Source organism: Streptomyces sp. WMMC500 (genome assembly GCF_027497195.1).
Taxonomy (GTDB): domain Bacteria; phylum Actinomycetota; class Actinomycetes; order Streptomycetales; family Streptomycetaceae; genus Streptomyces.
The window spans coordinates 5,482,830-5,500,486 of sequence record NZ_CP114905.1 but is presented as its reverse complement, the minus strand read 5'-3'; the positions used below and the strand labels follow the sequence as shown (position 1 = coordinate 5,500,486).

Below are 17,657 nucleotides of genomic sequence, written 5' to 3'. Positions count from 1 at the left end.
GCGCCGCTACCTCCAATTCCCGCTGGGCTGGTAACCGAACGGAATGAGCTCCTCGATGCAGTGGATCGGCGCGTGCGGGTGCAGCAGGCCGTCCGGGCCCTCCTTGAAGACCTCGGACGACATCACGCGGCCGTCGACGCCGTTGACCTCGCGCACGGAGGTGACCGAGCGCTGGAGGCCGCCGCCCTGGTGGTAGAGGTTGCGCCGCTCGATGAAGACGACGAAGTCGATGGCGCCGGCGACCAGCATCTGGCTGGCCTCCACCGGCAGCCGCTCGCTGGCCTGGAGGGCGTACGTCGAGATGCGGTTGAAGACCTCGGAGGAGCTGTTGGCGTGGATCGTGGACAGCGAACCGTCGTTGCCCTGCGACATCGCGTTGAGCATGGTGACGATCTCGTCGCCGAGCACCTCGCCGACGATGACGCGGGACGGGTTCATGCGCAGCGACCTGCGCACCAGCTCGGCCATCGTGATGGCGCCGTGGCCCTCGGAGTTGGGCAGCCGCTCCTCGAACGCGACCACGTTGGGGTGCAGTTCGGGGAACTGGTCCAGGCCCAGCTCCAGCGCCCGTTCCACGGTGATCAGGCGCTCGGGGGCGGGGATCTCGTTGGCCAGCGCGCGCAGCAGCGTCGTCTTCCCCGCGTTGGTGGCGCCGGCGATCATGATGTTCTTACGGGCCCGTACCGCGCAGGTCAGGAAGGAGCCCAGCTCCGGGGTGATCGTCGCGTTGCCTATCAGGTCCGGCAGGAAGACCTTGCCCAGGCGGGCGCGGCGGATGGACAGCGCCGGGCGGCGGGTGACGTCCATGACCGCCGAGAGCCGGGAGCCGTCGGGCAGGCGCAGGTCGAGCTGCGGGTTGGCCGAGTCGAAGGGGCGGGAGGACAGGCCGGAGTAGGCGCCGAGTATCTGGATCAGCTCGACGAGTTCCTCGTCGCTCTCGGCCACCGGATCGACCTTGACCTCGCGCCCGTCGGCGTAGCCGACGAAGACCTGGTCGAAGCCGTTGATGTCGATGTTCTCGACCTCGGGGTCGTCCAGCAGCGGCTGCAGCCGGCCGACGCCGAAGAGGGCCGCGTGCACGGCCGCGGCGTACGCCTCCTCGGTCTCGGCGTCGAGGGGCGTGCGGCCGTAGTTGATCTCGGCGCGGGCGTAGTCCTCCAGGATCTGCGCGATGACGGCGCGGGCGAAGTGCCGCTCGTCCTCGGCGGACATGGGGGTGACGCCGGCGAGCTGGTCCTCGTGGCGCTGGCGGGCGATGCGGTCGCCGGCTTCCTGGCGGAAGCGTTTGACGAGGCCGTGGTCGACTGCGGGTCCGCTGGTCATCGGGCGGCTCCATGGCGGGGGCCGGGGCCCTGCGTGGTGCCGGGGCCGGGGCCGGGGGTGGCGCCGGGGGCGCCGTAGGCGGGGTGCTGGCCGGGGGCCGCGGGCTGGCCGGGCTGACCGGGCTGGCCGGCGTGACCGGGCTGGGCCGGCTGGCCGGGGGCCGCGGGCTGCGTGCCGTGGGGCTGCTGACCCGGGTGGCCGGGCTGGCCGGGCTGGCCGGGCTGGCCGGGCTGCGGTACGGGGCCCGGCGCGGCGCCGCCGTACGGTGCCTGCGGTGCCCCGCCGCCGTACGGCGCCTGCGGGGCGCCCGCGGACGCGGGCTCTGCCAGCAGCGAGCTGCCGAAGTGCTGGTGCAGGTCGCTGGCGACCTTGCGGATGGACCGTACGAGCATCGACTTCTCCGGCCGCCCGCGCCGCCGCCCCGCCAACTGCTCGGCGCCCGCCGCGTCGTCGGCGACCACCCCGAGCACGCGGGCGCCCGACTGCGACGCCGTGAGCATGTCGTTGACCTGCGCGGCGACCTTCGCGGCGCCCGACGGCTCGCTGACCAGCAGCACGCCGATCAGCGGCGTGCCCAGCGCCGCCGCGCCGCGCTGCGTGCCGTGCAGCCGTGCGGACAGCGACGATGCCCGGTCCCGTACCCGCGCGATCTGCTCGGGCAGCGCGCGGGCCACCAGCAGCACCAGCGCGGCGTGCGAGAACAGCTCGACCGTCCCCGAGTCCACGCCGACGCGCCCGCAGTCCGCGATCACGTCCGCGCCGCCGTGCGGCGACTCGGCGAGCGCGGCGAACGCGCGGCCCAGCGTGGGCCAGAGGCGGGTGAGGCCGGCGGACTGGTCGGAGTTGCCGAGGCCGACGATGACGTCGAGCCCGCCGGACATCGGCTGCGCGTGGTCCCACAACTGCTCCGCGGCGATCCCGCGGCGGGCGGTGGCGCCCAGCGACAGCATGCCGGTGTTCGGGTCCAGCGGATTGCCGTTCTGCCCGACCGAGCGGTAGACGAGGTCGCCGCCCGCCGGGTCCGCCTCGGCGAGCAGCGCACGCCGGGGCCAGACGGCGGCCAGCGCGACGGCGGTCGTCGTCACGCCGGGTGCGCCCTTGTCGGCCGCGACTGCGATCAGCGCCATGGTGAGTTCCCTCGCTCCCCTGAAGACCCGTGAAGACCCGTGACGACGTCAGCTCGTGCTGGATACGAGAGTCAGGCCGACTTCCTTCTCGGACGCCGCCGCCACGAGAGGACCTGCCTGTGTCTTGTCGACGAGGAGATTGACGGTGACGGTTCCACTGGTGACCGTGCCCTCGTCGCCCTCGACGATGCTCTGCACCTTGACGCCCTCGGCGAGCACCTCGCCGGTCGCGACGGTGCCGGTGGAGCCGGTGCCGGTCTCGTCCGTGGAAGTGGCGTTGTCGCCGACGAAGTAGGCGTCGACGCGGGCGCCGTCGGTCAGGCCGCCGGGCATCTGCCCGGACTCCATGGTCACGCCGACCACGGTCTGGCCGTCCTCCAGGCCCTTGCCCTCCTGGATCATCTCCGAGACCAGCACGCTGCCGGGGACCAGGTCGGTGGTGGCGTAGAACTCGTCAAGACCGCCCCGCTGGTTCCAGCGGATGTACGGGATGTCGCTGTCCTCCGGCATCATCACCTGCTCGATGTGCTCTTCGGAGATGCCCTGGCCGGCGGGGATGCGCTGGGAGATCTGCACGGCGGCCACCTGGTTGCCGGCGCGCAGCACGAGCACGGCCGTGCCCAACGCGCCCGCGAGGATGAGCAGCACGGCCAGCGCCGCCAGCGCGGGTTTGCGTTCGCGAGGAGCAAACGGCAACCTGTCGCCGGACTGCGGGACAGGGGCGGCCGACCTGCCGCCCGCGGCTGCCGTGCGTTCCCTGGTCTTCACAGAATCACCCCGTAACTCGCCGTTTCCTGGCCGAAATTCCCCTACCTGATCGGCCGAGAACGCCGCAACAGGTTGTCAAGCCATCGAACCGTAGCAGTAGCCTAAACCCCCCTCAACCCGCGCTGGGCAACGAGAGCGTCACAGCCCATCGACAGTTCCGATGGCTGAGACGACGACCTTGCCCGGGGCGCAAACCACCAGCTTGCGGGGGCGCACGAGGCCGGCCGGGGCGGCGGCTCGGACCCGCGCGCACGCCGGGCGCAGGGCCGGTGGCGGGGTCGGCAGGGGGCTCTGCGACAGACCTGTGAACGGGGTATTGGCGAATCCGGATATGTGCACTCGCCAACTCGTCATGGGAATGGAATTCCGTCGGCGTCGGGGCGCGATGAGAGAAGTCGGCGGTCACTGCGATCCGGTGGGAATGGGATACACATGCGACGGCCGCGTACCACGACCCGCGTGGTGTCACGACCCGCGTGACGGGTGCCGCGGGGGCGGAGTCCGCTGCCCGGTGCCCGTCAACGGGCCCCGGCCGATCGGCGTCCGCACCACCCCGACCGCGGCCGCATAGCATTTCCAGCCCCACTGTGGTAGACGTCGCTGTCGATGACCGGCAAGGGGGGATGGTTGTGAGCGACATCAAGGCCGATCTGGAGCGCATACGCGAGTGCTCCCGTGCGCTCGGCCGCATCCACCGAACTTTCAGCCACCATGCCAACCCGGCCGACGGCTACGGCACGGGAGAGATCGGCTCGCAGCAGCTCGTCGACACCTTCTCGGACTTCGGGAGCAACTGGAAGATTCACCGCGGGAAGCTCACCGAGGAGCTGGAGAAGCTCGGCAAGATCACCGCGGCGGCTGCCGAGTCGTACGACAAGGTGGACACGGACCTTGCCAACGCGCTGCGCAAAGAGGACGACTCCCACAGCAGGAAGAAGCAGAACTGATGGGACGGCGACCTGCGGCGCACCGCTGGGCCGTCCTCGGTGAGGACTCCGACCCCGTCCCCGGCAGCCCGGACGAGGTCGCACAGCTCGGACGCGAGCTGCGCAGGACGGCCGACACGATCCAGCGGCAGGCCGACGAGATCAAGGCGCTCGCCTCCGTGGAGAACTGGAAGGGCAAGGCGGCGAACGCCTTCCGTGACGCGGCGGACGACGCCGAGGGCAAGCTGCGCAAGGCGTTCCGCCGCTACGACGTGGCCGCGGAGGCGCTCGGCGAGAGCGTCCAGCCGGGCGTGTGCAGCAACGAGTACGCCTCGGAACTCCGGCGCGCCCAGGACCAGGCGGACAAGGCGCTGTCGGACGCCGAGCAGGCGGACGGCGACAAGGCCGCCGCGAAGAAGGCCCTGGACGGCCAGCCCGAGGACACGCCCAAGGACGACCCCGAGACCAGGAAGCAGGAGTCGCGGGCCGACGACGCCGATGCGGCGCTGGCCCGGGCCAAGCGGGATCTGGAAGAGGCGAAGGGTGTACGCGACCGTGCGGCGAAGAAGGCCGCCGACGCCATCCGGGACGTGATCGACAACGACGGGCTGAAGGACAGCCGCTGGGACAAGTTCAAGAACTGGGTCTCGGAGAACTCCGGCTGGATCAAGGAGATCAGCAAGTGGGCGGGCCGGCTGGCGGCGGCGCTCGGCGTGCTCTCGCTCGTCGTGAACTGCATTCCCGTCATCGGCCAGGCGCTGTCCGCGGTCTTCGCCGCGCTCGCGCTGGTCGCCGGGATCGTCTCGCTCGCCGCGAACCTGACCCTCGCGCTCGCCGGCGAGGGAAGCTGGCTGGACGTGGCTCTGGACGTCGTCGGCATCGCGACGTTCGGCATCGGCCGGGCAGCCATCGCGGGCGCCCGCGGAGCCGCGGCCGGAGCGAAGGCGTTCTCGCGCACCTCCCTGTACCAGGCCGCACGGGCGTCCGGAAAGGGCGTCAACAAGTCGTGGAAGATCGCGAACGCCGGCTCGGGGTCCGCGCGCGGCTCGGCGCACGCCGCGGCGGTCGCCGGCATGCCGGCCAGCAGGCTTCAGGGCGTGAAGGGAATCCTCGAAGGCTTCAATCCGAAGGCGATCGTCAAGGAGACGTGGGATGCCGGCAAGGCGGTCGTCAAGCCGGGCAAGTTCGACGTGCCCGACATGGGCGCCGTAGGCCGGTCTCTGGAGGGCATCGCACCCGCCGCCCTCAAGAACGCGGATGTCGCCAACGCGACCAGGATGTTCACCGAGCAGATGAAGATCTTCAACGTCGCCAACGTGACCGGAGTCAGTGTCGCCGTTTCGAACACCGACGTGGTCGACGCATGGGGCCGGTTCACTCCCCTGAAGGACATGACGACAGCCCCGGTCGGCGGCTGACGGTGACCACCCGGGAGAGGAGAACACACGTGGCCGCCCCCGTGCTGCGGCCGTACGCCGCGGGGCCGCCCGGCCTGGACATCGCACGCCGCGCACGGCTCGGCCACGACGGCACCGGGCTGGTCCTGACCACGAGGAGCGGCAGACGGCGCCGTTACCCGGTGGGGGACGGCGGGATCACCGGGGCCGTGTTCCTCGACGCGCAGGCCGCGCCCGCGTGGGGACACGGTGGACCGCCGGTCGCCGGTTCCTGGGGCCGGGTGCAGTTGCAGGACGCGGACGGCAGGCTGGTGCGGGAGATCCCCGTCGGAGACTGGCTGCCCGAGTCGCCGGCCCTCTTCGACCGGCACGCCGGGGGGACGGCCCTGCTCACCCGTACCGGGCTCGACGCGCTGCTGACATCCTGCGGCGTCCCGCTCCGTACCGTGACCGACCCGGAAGACGCCCTGCTGGACCGGACGTCGCGGCGCAGGGGCAGACAGCTCCGGCCGGGGCACGCGCTGCCGGACTGGTACCTGTACACACGCCGACTGGCACTCCCGCTCTGGACCCTCTCGATGGTCGCGGTGATCCTCACCGACAGCTCACCGCCCTGGCTCGCCGTCCTGATGGCCGCGGCCGGATGCGTCTGGACCCTGAATCACGCCGCCCTGCGCCCGTGGAGCAGGTGGGTGGAGCGGCGCAGCCGCCCCGAGGTGCTGGCCCGGTACGCCCCGGCACCGGGAGCGGACGCGGGCGCGACTCCGCGCTTCCTCACCACCGCCGCGGTGCGGGTACAGAAGGACGACATCGTCCTGGTCGACAGCGCCGGCCGCGAACGCTGGCTGCCGCTCGCCGGCCCGCACGCCGTGACCGGGTTCGTCCGGGTGCGCCGCACCGGGCAGCGGGAGCCGCTGGGCGTGGAACTGCGCGGCCGTGACGGGGCGGTGCGCGGGGCGCTGCCGTGGGGCGCCTGGTTCGCGGGCGCCGCCGGGGCGGATCGGTGGCGCGACCTCGGGAGAACGTCGGGCCTGCCCGTACGCGAGAGCGAACTCGGCAGGAACGCCCTCTGGCCGACGGACCCGCTGGCGACGGCCGACACCGTGACCATGGCCCCGCTGCCACCCGGCGCAGCCCGCAGGTCGGCCCGTATCCCCGAAGGACCGCTGCCGGTCGCCACCACCGGCGCGCTGTGCGTCATCGGGCCGCTGCTCGCCCTGGCCTACGGCTCCGGCCTGCTCCGGGACGGCGGTTCCGCCGCCGGGTGGGCCACGGTGGTGCTCGGCGGGCTCATGGCCCTCACGGCCGGGCTGTCACGGCTGATCCCGTATCTGGACAGCCGGCTGCGGCTGGACCGGCGAGCAGCAGAAGGAACGGAGGCGCCCGCATGACCGAGGAGCACCCCGAAGAACCCCGGCCGCCCTCGGACTACCGCTTGCTGGTCCCGGACGGCTGGTTCCGCATCCTGCTGGAACCCGAACACCGGAAGGCGGCGGTCGGCGCGCTCGTCGAGCAGCAGTACCGGGGCATCGACAACGCTCCGCACCTGAAGGAGCAGACCCGCCGGGAACTGCTCGACCGGGCGGCGGAAGCGCACCGCGGCGGCGGCATCGAGCTCTACATCAGCCTGCAGACGGCGGGCCCGGTGGGCATCCCCGCCTCGCTCGTCGTCACCCTCGCCCCGCCGCCGCACGAGGGGCAGGTGCCGCTGGAGGCCCTGGCCAAGGCCATAGCCGACGACGGCCCCGTGGACCAGGACGTGACGATCGAGGAGTTGCCCGCGGGCCGCGCGGTCCGCGTCCGCACCCGGACCGTCCCGCCGGCGGACGATCCCAGCGGCAACCCGCTGCCCGTCACCTCGGTCGACTACCACCTGCCCGTGCCCGGCACGAACGCCTTTCTGCTGCTGGCCTTCTCCAGTCCGCTCGACCCGATCGCCGACGACATGGCGGCCCTGTTCGACGCCGTCGCCGCTTCGCTGACCTGGACGGAATGACCTGATCGTGGCCGAACTCCTGGACATCACGGTGAACTGCCCGGCCGACTGGGTGCCCCTGTCGCTCGCCCCGGACGAAGACCTGTCGTCGTGGGCCGACGAGCAGGCGGCGGAGCTGCGCAGGCGATACGAGGCCGAGGGCAGACGAGCCCGGGTCCGCCGGCTCGCCCGCGACCTGGAGGAGGCGGCCGCCACCAGCCGCAGACAGGGTGCGCTCGCCGCCTTCGGCCTCTACCTCAGCGGCTACGACAGCCGCGTGGCCGCCCTGGAGATCCGGCTGGTGCAGCCGGACGCGGACACCCCCGAGATCACTCTGCCCTGGCTCGCCCAGATGCTCACCACCCGCGACCCGGCGCACGACGTCGGCCCGCCGGACGTAGAGGAGGTCGCGCTGGAGCCGGGGGCCGCCGTTCGGGTCCGGCAGTTCGTGGCCGCCGCAGGGAAAGGCCCGTTCGGTACGTCGCCGCTCGTGTACTCGGTGATCTACGGGATCCGGCCGACGGGCCGCGAGAGTGCGGTCCTGCTCACCTTCTCCTGGACGCACCCGGAACTGGAGGAGCCGCTGACCGAGACCGCGCACATGATCGCCAACGGCCTCCTCGTCGAGCCTCCCGCGCACCCGCCGGCCGCGGCGCACTGACCTCCGCCGCCGACCCGTCGGGCACCCCGTCATGGCCGCGCGCGTACGGGTTGCCGCCTCACCCCGCCCGCTCCAGCATGCGTGCGTACCCGCGCCGCCGGCGGCGCATGAGCACGGCCGCCAGCCACAGGTACAGCCACCAGCCCACCGCGACCCCGCCCGCCACCGCCAGCGGCACCGGGCGCAGGGCGCCGTTGGCCGCGAGGGCGAGCAGGACGCCCAGCGGCACCGCCGCCGCAAGCATCCGGAGCCGCCGGCGGCTCGACGTGCCGTACAGGTCCACCATGATCCGCGCGTGGAGCAACTCCACCTCCCGGCGCGCCGTCGGCAGCGGCACCGGCCTGCGGCCGGGGGCCAGTCCCGGAAGCGGGCCGCCCAGCGGGGCGTCCGGGTAGCGGGCGCGCGTGCGGCGCGCGCGGTCCGCCGCGTCCGGGAGACGGCGGAAGACGAAGACCGGGTGGGCGCGGGCCGGGGAGTGGGCCGGGGAGAGGCCGGCGTAGCCGTATCCGTACTGCTCGGCTACGTAGGCGAAGGCCGCGAAGGTCCGCCGGGAGTTCCATGGGTTGATCGTCGTGTACGTCGCGGCGCCCTGCGCGCCCGCCGCCAGCAACTCCCGCAGTCGGGACCGGATTCCGGGGCGTAGCGGCATGGCCTCCTCCGCCGGAGGGTGCGGGCATGCGACGCCGGCCCGGCGGCGGTCGCCGGCCGGGAGAGCGGGCGCGGGCGGCTACTGGCCGCCGCCCACCTGGCTCTCCTCCTTCTTCGTGCCCTTCTTGAGCTCGTTCTCCAGGTCCACGTCGACCTTGTGCGCCTCGCGCACCACCGTGTCCGACATCTCCGCCAGGCTCGTCAACTGGTCGTCGATGTCGCCGCGGCCGTCCTTCCAGCCCGACTCGAAGTCCTCCAGCTTGTCGACCACGCCGCCGTCGCCGATGTCGTCGCGGTACGACTCGAAGGTGGCCTTCGTGCGGTTCATCCGGTTCTTGATGCTGCGTAGCCGGCCGCCGAAGCCGTCGAGCTCGCTGAGCGGGATCGCCAGCCTGTCGCCGTCGTTGCCCATGAGCCTCTCCCCCAGTCACTACGAAGCGGGGCGCCGCCGCACCGAACACGATGCCACGGCGCCCCGGCCAAGCGAAACGAACCGAATCGCGAAGGTCAGCCCTTGAGGCCCTTCTCCAGCTCGGAGTCCAGGTTCTCGAAGGCGTCTGCGGCGGACTTCAGGAAGTCGCCCATTCCCTCAAGGCCCTCGATGGTCTTCTTCGCACCGGTGGTGAACTCGTCGAAGGACTGGTCGAACTGCTTCGAGGACCGACCGGTCACGTAGCCGTCGCTCACCAGGCTCTGGATGTACTTGCGCAGATCATCCAGCTTGCGGTCGATGTCCTGCCGCTCGTCCTTGAGTCGCTTGGCGGCATCCCGCATGTCCTGATATGTAACATCGACATCGGCCTTGCCCATGGCAGCTACCCTCCCGTTTTTGTCGTCGTCGCGAGGGCCCTCCCCGAGACGTCAGTCATGCATTTTTTCGTAACTCGCAACCGTAGACGCAATCCGCCGCCCCCGCGGTTGCAGGGTCGATCCGGCCGTGTGACGGCAGTTACGCCAGCGGCGTCGTCACCGCGAACGGCTCGCCGTCGCCCAGGTGCAGCAGGCCCTTGCCGGGCGACACCTGGTCGCCCACCGAACCGCGGTTGAGCCGGATGCCGATGAGGTCGCCCGCCGACGGGTCCTGCGGGGACAGGGCGACGCCGCGGCGGGCCTTCTTGGCCTCCACCTGCCAGCCGGAGAAGCCCGACGCGACCTCCTCCTCGTCCCCCGCGAGCACCAGCGCCCAGCCGCGCTCCGCGCCGCGGCGGGGGATGGCCTTGAACTCGTCGCCCGCGTCGCAGTTCGTCAGCATCTCCGCGTCGTCCACGAGCACGGCTATCGGCGCGTCCGGCGACGCCTGCTTGAGCAGGTCGTGCATCTCGTCCTCGTCGATGTCGTCCTCGGTGAAGACCTGCAACACGCCCTCGCGGCCCGCCAGTTCGCGCATCGGCGACGGGCGCGGCGCGGCGATGACCAGGCGCACGCCCTGCTGGAGGTAGGTCAGCGCCATCGACTTCAGCACCGTGCTCCGCCCGGACTTGGCCGGGCCGCCGATGATGAACGCCGGGATGCCCTCGGCCAGGTCGGGGCCGAAGCCCATCAGCTCGTCGCCGCCGACGCCGACCAGCGCCCACAGCTTGGAGCTCTCCTGGGCCTGTACGTCGCGCATCTCCCACGCCTCCTCGAAGCCGAGGCGGCTGGGCAGCACGTCGACGCGGAACGGGCGCAGCGAGCGCGGCACCGCCGCGTCCCGCGCCGTCGCGGCCTCGCCGACGGCGGCGACGGCGGCGGCCTGGGCGGCGCCGGACAGGTCGTCGCTCAGGACCGCGATCTGGGTCTCCAGCCCGCTCTCCGCGCGGAACATCCGGCCGGGCTCGATGTCCTCGGGGATGTTCCGGGCGTTGAGGCTGATCATGGAGAAGTCGGAGCGGTCGGGCAGCCGGAAGGCGAACTTGTCCTCGGTCAGCGTGCTGATCCGGCCGGTGAGCACGCTGCGGTCACCGGTGATGATCATGTGGATGCCGACGCTCGCGCCCTCGCGCAGCAGCCCGTAGATCTCGTCGGTCAGGTCGCCGTGGTTGATCTCGCCCAGGGTGGGCAGCCAGCCCTCCCAGCGGTCGAGGAGCACCACGGTGTACGGCAGCTTCTGCTCCGGGTCCGCCGCCGCGGCCCGCTGCTCGGCGATGTCGGCGAAGCCGTCGGCGGCGAGCAGCTCCTGACGGCGGCCCAGCTCCTGCTTGAGCCGGCCGATGAGGCGCACCGCGCGCTCCGTCTGGTTGCGGCTGACGACGGCGCCGCAGTGCGGCAGCCGGGTCAGCGCGTTGAGCGCGCCGTTGCCGCAGTCGATGCCGTACAGGTGCAGGTCGGCTATCGAGTGCGTACGCGCCAGGGAGGCGGCGATCGTACGGAGCATCTGCGAACGTCCACTGCGCGGGGCGCCGCCGACGATGAGGTGGCCGAAGTCGGCGAAGTCGATGGCGACGGTGCGCCGGGCCTGCTGCGCGGGCAGGTCCTCGATCCCGTACGGGGCGGGGGGCAGCGGGCCGGCGCCCTGCGGCGCGGGCAGCGCGTCGAGTTCGATGCTGTCCGGGAGCGCGGGCAGCCACGGGCTGTGCTGCTCGGGGATGCCCAGGCGCTCGTTGGCCTCGTTGACCGCGTCGACGAGCACCTTGAGGTCGGTGATCTCGTCCTCCTCCTGCTGCGCTCCCGCGGGCCGCTTCAGCGCGCCCCGCCCGAGCTCGGTCCAGCCGAGGCGGCCGGCCCAGGGCTGGGCGGTCGCCGGGTCGACGGCGCCGGGGCGGCGACCGCCGACGCGGCCGGACTGGAACGGGACGAGGGAGGCGTGACCCAGGCGCACATACGCGCGGCCGGGCATGGACTTGGCGATGAACCCGGCGTCCGGGGCGTCGATGACGTCCGCGGACTCGCCGCCGTCGGTGACGCGCAGCGCGATGCGCAGGTTGGTGTTCGCGCGGATCTCCGGGGAGACCACGCCGCTGGGCCGCTGGGTGGCGAGCATCAGGTGGATGCCGAGCGAACGGCCGCGGGCGGCGATGTCGACCAGGCCGGTGACGAAGTCGGGCAGCTCGCGGACCATGGCGGCGAACTCGTCGATGACGAGCAGCAGCCGGGGCAGCGGCGCGTACCTCCCGGGCTCGCGGCGCAGCAGGTCCTGGAAGTCCTCGATGTCCTTGGCCTCGGCGTCGGCGAGGATGTGCTCGCGGCGGTGCAGCTCGGCGCGCAGCGACTCCAGGGCGCGGGTGACGAGGTGGTTGTCGAGGTCGGTGACCATGCCGACGGTGTGCGGCAGCTTGACGCAGTCCTTGAACGCGGACCCGCCCTTGTAGTCGATCAGGACGAAGGTCATGTTCTCCGGGGTGTTGGACACCGCGAGCGCCGCGACGATCGTCTGCAGCAGCTCGGACTTGCCGGAGCCGGTGGTGCCGGCGATGAGGCCGTGCGGGCCGTCCTTGCGGATGTCGATGGCGAACGGGCCGTCGTACGACTCGCCGATGACCGCGGTCGTCGACTGCCCGCCGAGCTGCCAGCGGGCGGCGATGGCGTCCCCGGTCGGCGGCTCCAGCTCCACCACGTCGAGCAGCCGGCTGGACGACGGGATGGCCGCGTCCTCGGCCTCGCCGCTGATGTCGCGCACCGGGGACAGACCGCGCGCCACCAGCGCGCACCACGCGGGCGAGACGAAGTCCGGGCGCACCCCGCGGCGCCGCTCGGCGCCGGCCTGCTCGACGCGCAGCCGGATCGGCCCCGTGCCGTCGGCCGCGGCGGCGCGCTGCGCGGCGTCCTGCGCGTGGCCGGTGCCCCAGGCGCCGACGCGGAACGGCGGGAAGCCGTCCGCGCCGCCGGGGCCGCCGGCCCCGGCCACCTGCTGCATGGGGATGCCGCCCTGCGCGGCGGCCGTCCGCGGGTCGCGCTCCTCCGGCCTGGGCTCGGCGACGACGATCGCCTGGCACTCGCCGGGCAGGAAGCGGTCCTCGGAGTCGAGGCAGATGGCGAACATCGACACCGCCGGGCCCTCGCGCAGCAGCCGCACCACGCCGGGCAGCGAGCGCAGCCGGCGCGAGCCGTCGAAGACGATGACGATGTCGGGGTCCTTGAAGGACGCCGGCCCGTTGGTGCGCTGGTCCTTGGCGGCCTTCTGCCGCGCGTCGAGCAGTTGGGTCAGCTCGGCGATGCGGGCGGCGACGGTCTCGGTGTCGGTGCCGACCAGCGCGTTGGTGTCGTACTCGCCGGGCGGGCGGGCGTGCGGCAGCCAGCGCGTCCAGTCCCAGCCGGCCTGCCCGCCGGGCTCGGTCAGCACGTAGAACTGGACGTCCAGCGGGCTGTGCAGCACGGCGGCCTGCGCGACGGCCCAGCGGCCCAGCGAGCGCGGGGTGTCGCCGGCGCCGGCGATGCCGAGGACGCCGATCTGCCGCAGGGGCACCGTGACGGGCGCGTCCTGGATCTTCCACAGCACCTGGCGGCGGTGCTCGTCCTGCTCGGGGTCCTCCAGCAGGACTTCGGAGTCCAGCTCGGCCGTGCCGAAGCGGAGCAGCAGATGGTCGGCGTCGGTACGGCGGCGCTCCCAGAGCCGGGTGCGCGGCCCGGTGGCGGTGGACAGCAGGAGCGCGGGATCCGGCCCGTTCAGCCGCCGCTCGTTGCGCTCGGCGACGAGGGCGTCGCGGGCGTCCTTCTCGATCCGGGCCTTGTGTTCCTTGTACTCGGCGACGGCCTGCACGTGGGACTTGCGGCCGTGCTTCTTGTCCATGAAGTAGTTGCCGATCATGATGATCGGGCTCATGAACGCCATCAGCAGGTAGTACCAGCGGCCCATGACCAGGCACATGGTCACGCCCATGACCGCGGGCATCAGCGCCATCAGCCACGGCAGCGGCCGGGCCTGGCCCTCCTTCGGCGGCGCGGGCAGCTTGAAGCGGGTCTCGCGGTCGGGCGGCAGCAGGCGCGGCGGGCGGTTGTAGTCGAGCCCGCCGCCGTCGTCCGAGACGGCGACGGCGGCGTCCGGCGGGGCGTAACGCACCAGCTCGAACAGCGAGTTGCCCACGGCGACCTGCGCCCCGTACGGCCAGGCGTCCTTGCTCCGCGGCGGCTCCTGGGGCGGCGGCGGGGCGGCGGGCGTGCCGGCGCGGCGGCTGCGGCGGGCCTCCCGGCGGGCCTCACGGCGGCGGCGCCTGCGGCCCCGACGGGTGTCGTCGTCGTCCGGGTTCTCCTTGGGCTTGGCCAGCTCCGCGAACGTCGTGCCGTCGAGGGTGGCCTTCTCCTGGTCGCCGTGGACGTGGACCTTGCACGTGCCGTCGGCGGAGACGGTGAGGCTGAAGGCGCGCTCGGGCAACTCCGGGTCGCCCACCCTGATGTGCGTCGCGTTGCCGCTGCCGACGTCGACGCGGCCGAGGCCCAGGCGGTGCACCACGCCGGCCATCGGGCCGCCGACGATGCGCAGTTCGACCAGGCCCGTGACCTCGCGGGGCGGGCAGCCCACCGGGTCGTAGAGGCTGACGACCGTGCCCTCGCGCAGGGGGGACTGGGCGACGGGCAGGCCGGGGTCGACGGCGAAGCCGTCGACGAAGACGGGCGGGGGCGCGGGCGCCGCCGCACCCGGCTGCTGCGGCGGGGCGCCGGGCGCGCCGAACGGGACGGCCGGCGGGGGCGCTCCGGGCGGGGCGGCCGGCGGCGGGGCCGTGGCCCAGCCGCCGGGGGCCTGCGCCGGGGCGGCCTGGGCATGGGCGTGCTGGGCCGGCACGTGGAGGGCGTGCGGCGCTGCCTGCGGTGCCGCCGGAGCGGCCGGCGGCGGGGCCGAGTCGAGCTGGCCCGCCAGGACGCGGGCGACGTCGCCGACGGACGACTCCGCCTCGGCGTCGAGGACGACGTCGGCACGGTCGCCCCCGAGCGGATCGACGACGGTCAGGGTGAGGCGCACGCTGATCCTCCTCGGACGTCCCCGGCTGTTCCCCGGCTTTCCCCCCGCGGAAATGCGTTCAGCCCGGACACTAGGGTCTACGAAACGATATCCGCCCCGGGCTTCGCGGGAACAGCGCGTATCCGGGATTGTGGATAACTCGCCGCCGTGGCCCGGCCGCGGGGTGCCGGGGACGACCGGACGTGGGACACGTGCGACAAAGCACGTGCGACAAAGGGGGCAGCATGAGCCGCTGGATGGAAGCGCTCACGATCGAGCGCGGAGGCTTCCGGATCCGGGTGCCGGAGTCGTGGTGGGAGTTCGACGTACGGCCCGAGTCCCGGGACGACGCCATCCGGGAGATGGTCAACGACCGGGTGCGCCGCAATCCCGAACTGGACGGGCAGCGCGGCGTGCTGGAGGCGTTCCTGCGCAAGGCCGCCAAGGACGCCTGGGCGTCCGGCGCCCTGTACTGCGGCTGCATGGCGGAGAGCTTCGGCGGCGAGGTGCCGGTGACCGGCTCGATCACCGTCTCCCTCATCGGCGCCCGTACGGAGAGCGGCGAGCTGCTGCCGACCGACCCGGCGCTGATCGTCGGCCAGATCAAGCAGATCCGGCCCAAGAAGGAGGGCGACGCCTGGCGGAAGGTCTCGACGGTCGAGATCGAGGGCCTGGGCACGGCGGCGCGCACGCAGGGCGTCGAGGACATCAAGATCCCGGGTGACGACCGCACGATCCGCGCCGTGCTGATGCAGACCTTCATCCCGGTCCCCGGCCAGGAGGGCACGGTCGCGCTGGTCGCGGGCAGCAGTCAGGTGCTGGACCTGGCGGACTCGTTCTTCGACGTGTTCGACGCGATCACGTCGACCTTCCGGTTCGTCGGCGAGTAGGGGGACGCGCCCCGCTTCCCCGTCACTTCGGGGTGAGGACGTCCTTGAGGAACGGCTCCACCGCGCGGTGGAACGCCTCGGGGTCCTCCAGGTGCAGCAGGTGGCCGGCCTCCAGTTCCGCGTACACCCCGCGGGGCAGGACGCGCACCATCTCCTGGGCCTCCGCCCGGCCCAGCTCGCCGTCGATGCCGCGGATCACCAGGGCCGGGCACTGCACGTGGGCCAGCTCCTCCCAGTGCGCGTCGTGCACCCACGTCTCGCGGGCCCGCAGCATCTGCGGGCGGGAGAAGACCGGGCGCCAGCCGTCCGCGCGCTCGGCCATCACCTCGGCGTAGAACTCGCCGCGCGCCGGGCGCGGGCGCTCCAGGATCGGGTCGTCCTCGCCGAACCACTTGCGGACGTCGGCGAGCGTGGCGAACGGGACCGGCCAGGAGCGGAACCACTCCTCCCACTCACGCTGCGAGGCCGCGCCCAGCGCGGATGCCCGCATGTCGCAGATCACCAGCCCGCGCACCAGGTCGGGGCGGCGGGCGGCGAGCTGCCAGGCGGTCAGCGCACCCATCGAGTGGCCCACGAGGACCACCGGGGCGAGGTCCAACTGCTCGATGACGGCCTCGGCGTCCGCGACATACGCGTCGCGGTCGTACGGGCCGTCCCCCGGTTTGTCACTGCGGCCGTGCCCGCGCTGGTCGAGCGCGATGGCGCGGGAGCGGGCGGAGAGCCAGCGGGCGGTGGTCGCCCAGTGGGACGCGCGGCCCATGAGGCCGTGCAATAACAGCACGCCGGGGCGGTCCTGCGGCCTCGTGCCCGGCGGGCCTCCGGCCGGGCCGGCACCGGACCGCTCGCGCGCCGCGATGCTGTCGGCACCGCGCTTCGGCGGATCTCCGTACTCCCAGGCGGCGAGACGCAGCCCGCCCGCTCCCGTCACGTTGATACGACGCACCATGTGGGCCGACACCCCCAATCCGTTCGGCGAAGCTCACGCTATCGAATGCCTATTCGAACACCGAGGTACGCGGCCCAACACCCCTCGTTCGAGTGACCGCGGCCGGGGATTGGCCGCGGTCGACGCGGGGAGACAGAGACCGGGAGGCGGACCCGCATCGGGGACACCGGGTCCGTGGGGAGACGACCCTGGGAGCTCGGGGCTCCGGGTCGGTACGGGGAGGCGGGGCCCCGGCGAGCCATATGCCGGGGCCCTCGTCACGTCCCCCGCAAGCGCGCGGGGGCTCGGATATGTCAGCGGCATGACCCACCCCTCCCTCACGCCGTCAGCGACAGCGTGGCACGCCCTGCCCCCGTGCGCTGCCGTTCGGACAGGAATCTCGCGGTCCGCTTAACGCCAACCGCGACAACGGCGCAAACCCGCCACCGGACCGGGCCGAACGGATCTAGCGCTTGGCCACGAAGACGTGCGACGCGACCTCCGCGTCCAGCTCGGCGGCCTCACCGCCGCTGCCGACGAGCACCCCGCCGGCCGCGTCGGTCACGCTCACCACGGCGCCGGGCTGCACGCCGGCCCGGCGCAGCGAGGACATCAACTGGGAGTCCTTCTGGATCGGCTCGCCGATGCGGCGGATGATCACCGTCCCCGCGTCCGGACCCAGGGCCGACAGGCTCACCATGCCCTCGTCCAGGAACGGGTCCACCTCGGCCTTCTCGCCCAGCTCCGCAAGGCCGGGGATCGGGTTCCCGTACGGCGACTCCGTCGGGTGCTCGAGCAGCGCCAGCACGCGACGCTCCACGGCCTCGCTCATCACGTGCTCCCAGCGGCACGCCTCCGCGTGCACGTGCTCCCACTCCAGGCCGATCACGTCGACCAGCAGACACTCCGCCAGGCGGTGCTTGCGCATCACCCGCGTCGCGAGCCTGCGACCCTCCTCCGTCAGTTCCAGATGCCTGTCGCCGGCCACGCGCACCAGCCCGTCCCGCTCCATGCGGGCGACGGTCTGGCTCACCGTGGGGCCGCTCTGGTCGAGCCGCTCCGCGATTCTCGCGCGCATGGGGACGACGCCCTCCTCTTCGAGTTCGAGGATGGTGCGGAGATACATCTCCGTGGTATCGATCAGTCCGGACATGCGTGCCCCTAGA

15 protein-coding genes are annotated in these 17,657 nt (G+C 72.8%); 6 read left to right on the top strand and 9 right to left on the bottom strand.

Annotated features, from left to right (window positions below; translation table 11 throughout):
- Positions 1–6 precede the first annotated feature (6 nt).
- From O7599_RS23745 to O7599_RS23735, 3 genes are read right to left on the bottom strand one after another with little or no spacing between them, the layout of a single operon-like run.
- Positions 7–1,323 carry an ATPase, T2SS/T4P/T4SS family gene (locus tag O7599_RS23745; RefSeq protein WP_281617632.1) on the bottom strand — a complete coding sequence of 439 codons (1,317 nt, stop codon included), beginning with the start codon at positions 1,321–1,323 and terminating at the stop codon, positions 7–9.
- Complete coding sequence (locus O7599_RS23740) at positions 1,320–2,450, bottom strand: hypothetical protein (protein WP_281617631.1); 1,131 nt, start codon at positions 2,448–2,450, stop codon at positions 1,320–1,322. The genes O7599_RS23745 and O7599_RS23740 overlap by 4 nt, the downstream gene beginning before the upstream one ends.
- Before the next feature lie 48 nt (positions 2,451–2,498).
- On the bottom strand, positions 2,499–3,218 hold the full coding sequence (locus tag O7599_RS23735; RefSeq protein WP_281617630.1) for a hypothetical protein: 720 nt from the start codon (positions 3,216–3,218) through the stop codon (positions 2,499–2,501).
- A 623-nt stretch (positions 3,219–3,841) separates the two neighbouring features.
- Here O7599_RS23735 and O7599_RS23730 point away from each other — a divergent pair.
- Genes O7599_RS23730 through O7599_RS23710 form a run of 5 tightly spaced genes read left to right on the top strand, consistent with a single transcriptional unit; the run spans position 3,842 to position 8,177 of the window.
- Positions 3,842–4,165: a hypothetical protein gene (locus O7599_RS23730; RefSeq protein ID WP_281617629.1), complete on the top strand. Its 324-nt coding sequence runs from the start codon at positions 3,842–3,844 to the stop codon at positions 4,163–4,165.
- On the top strand, positions 4,165–5,562 hold the full coding sequence (locus O7599_RS23725; protein ID WP_281617628.1) for a putative T7SS-secreted protein: 1,398 nt from the start codon (positions 4,165–4,167) through the stop codon (positions 5,560–5,562). Before O7599_RS23730 ends, O7599_RS23725 begins: the two co-directional genes overlap by 1 nt.
- A gap of 29 nt (positions 5,563–5,591) precedes the next feature.
- Entirely contained in the window at positions 5,592–6,932 is a 1,341-nt protein-coding gene (locus O7599_RS23720) for a hypothetical protein (RefSeq protein WP_281617627.1), read from the top strand.
- The gene (locus O7599_RS23715; protein ID WP_281617626.1) at positions 6,929–7,537 is read left to right on the top strand and encodes a hypothetical protein; all 609 of its coding nucleotides are present in this window, start codon (positions 6,929–6,931) and stop codon (positions 7,535–7,537) included. The genes O7599_RS23720 and O7599_RS23715 overlap by 4 nt, the downstream gene beginning before the upstream one ends.
- A 7-nt stretch (positions 7,538–7,544) precedes the next feature.
- Entirely contained in the window at positions 7,545–8,177 is a 633-nt protein-coding gene (locus tag O7599_RS23710) for a hypothetical protein (RefSeq protein WP_281617625.1), read from the top strand.
- Positions 8,178–8,235: 58 nt separating this feature from the next.
- On the opposite strand, the gene O7599_RS23705 is transcribed toward O7599_RS23710, so the two are convergent.
- From O7599_RS23705 to O7599_RS23690, 4 genes are all read right to left on the bottom strand, one after another.
- Complete coding sequence (locus O7599_RS23705; RefSeq protein ID WP_281617624.1) at positions 8,236–8,826, bottom strand: hypothetical protein; 591 nt, start codon at positions 8,824–8,826, stop codon at positions 8,236–8,238.
- A 78-nt stretch (positions 8,827–8,904) separates the two neighbouring features.
- Complete coding sequence (locus tag O7599_RS23700; RefSeq protein WP_281617623.1) at positions 8,905–9,237, bottom strand: hypothetical protein; 333 nt, start codon at positions 9,235–9,237, stop codon at positions 8,905–8,907.
- 95 nt (positions 9,238–9,332) lie between these two features.
- The gene (locus tag O7599_RS23695) at positions 9,333–9,635 is read right to left on the bottom strand and encodes a WXG100 family type VII secretion target (RefSeq protein WP_027770582.1); all 303 of its coding nucleotides are present in this window, start codon (positions 9,633–9,635) and stop codon (positions 9,333–9,335) included.
- Between the two features lie 139 nt (positions 9,636–9,774).
- The gene (locus O7599_RS23690) at positions 9,775–14,697 is read right to left on the bottom strand and encodes an FtsK/SpoIIIE domain-containing protein (RefSeq protein ID WP_281617622.1); all 4,923 of its coding nucleotides are present in this window, start codon (positions 14,695–14,697) and stop codon (positions 9,775–9,777) included.
- A gap of 224 nt (positions 14,698–14,921) precedes the next feature.
- Here O7599_RS23690 and O7599_RS23685 point away from each other — a divergent pair, with 224 nt between their 5' ends.
- Positions 14,922–15,566 carry a hypothetical protein gene (locus O7599_RS23685; RefSeq protein WP_281617621.1) on the top strand — a complete coding sequence of 215 codons (645 nt, stop codon included), beginning with the start codon at positions 14,922–14,924 and terminating at the stop codon, positions 15,564–15,566.
- Between the two features lie 22 nt (positions 15,567–15,588).
- Here O7599_RS23685 and O7599_RS23680 read toward each other — a convergent pair whose 3' ends face one another.
- On the bottom strand, positions 15,589–16,512 hold the full coding sequence (locus O7599_RS23680) for an alpha/beta hydrolase (RefSeq protein WP_281617620.1): 924 nt from the start codon (positions 16,510–16,512) through the stop codon (positions 15,589–15,591).
- A 445-nt stretch (positions 16,513–16,957) separates the two neighbouring features.
- Entirely contained in the window at positions 16,958–17,644 is a 687-nt protein-coding gene (locus tag O7599_RS23675; protein WP_281617619.1) for a metal-dependent transcriptional regulator, read from the bottom strand.
- Positions 17,645–17,657 lie beyond the last annotated feature (13 nt).

Coding starts and splice junctions, on each gene's coding strand:
- O7599_RS23745 (WP_281617632.1), bottom strand. CDS start 1,323: ATGACCAGCGGACCCGCAGTCGACCACGGCCTCGTCAAACGCTTCCGC.
- O7599_RS23740 (WP_281617631.1), bottom strand. CDS start 2,450: ATGGCGCTGATCGCAGTCGCGGCCGACAAGGGCGCACCCGGCGTGACG.
- O7599_RS23730 (WP_281617629.1), top strand. CDS start 3,842: ATGGTTGTGAGCGACATCAAGGCCGATCTGGAGCGCATACGCGAGTGC.
- O7599_RS23725 (WP_281617628.1), top strand. CDS start 4,165: ATGGGACGGCGACCTGCGGCGCACCGCTGGGCCGTCCTCGGTGAGGAC.
- O7599_RS23715 (WP_281617626.1), top strand. CDS start 6,929: ATGACCGAGGAGCACCCCGAAGAACCCCGGCCGCCCTCGGACTACCGC.
- O7599_RS23705 (WP_281617624.1), bottom strand. CDS start 8,826: ATGCCGCTACGCCCCGGAATCCGGTCCCGACTGCGGGAGTTGCTGGCG.
- O7599_RS23700 (WP_281617623.1), bottom strand. CDS start 9,237: ATGGGCAACGACGGCGACAGGCTGGCGATCCCGCTCAGCGAGCTCGAC.
- O7599_RS23695 (WP_027770582.1), bottom strand. CDS start 9,635: ATGGGCAAGGCCGATGTCGATGTTACATATCAGGACATGCGGGATGCC.
- O7599_RS23685 (WP_281617621.1), top strand. CDS start 14,922: ATGAGCCGCTGGATGGAAGCGCTCACGATCGAGCGCGGAGGCTTCCGG.
- O7599_RS23680 (WP_281617620.1), bottom strand. CDS start 16,512: ATGGTGCGTCGTATCAACGTGACGGGAGCGGGCGGGCTGCGTCTCGCC.
- O7599_RS23675 (WP_281617619.1), bottom strand. CDS start 17,644: ATGTCCGGACTGATCGATACCACGGAGATGTATCTCCGCACCATCCTC.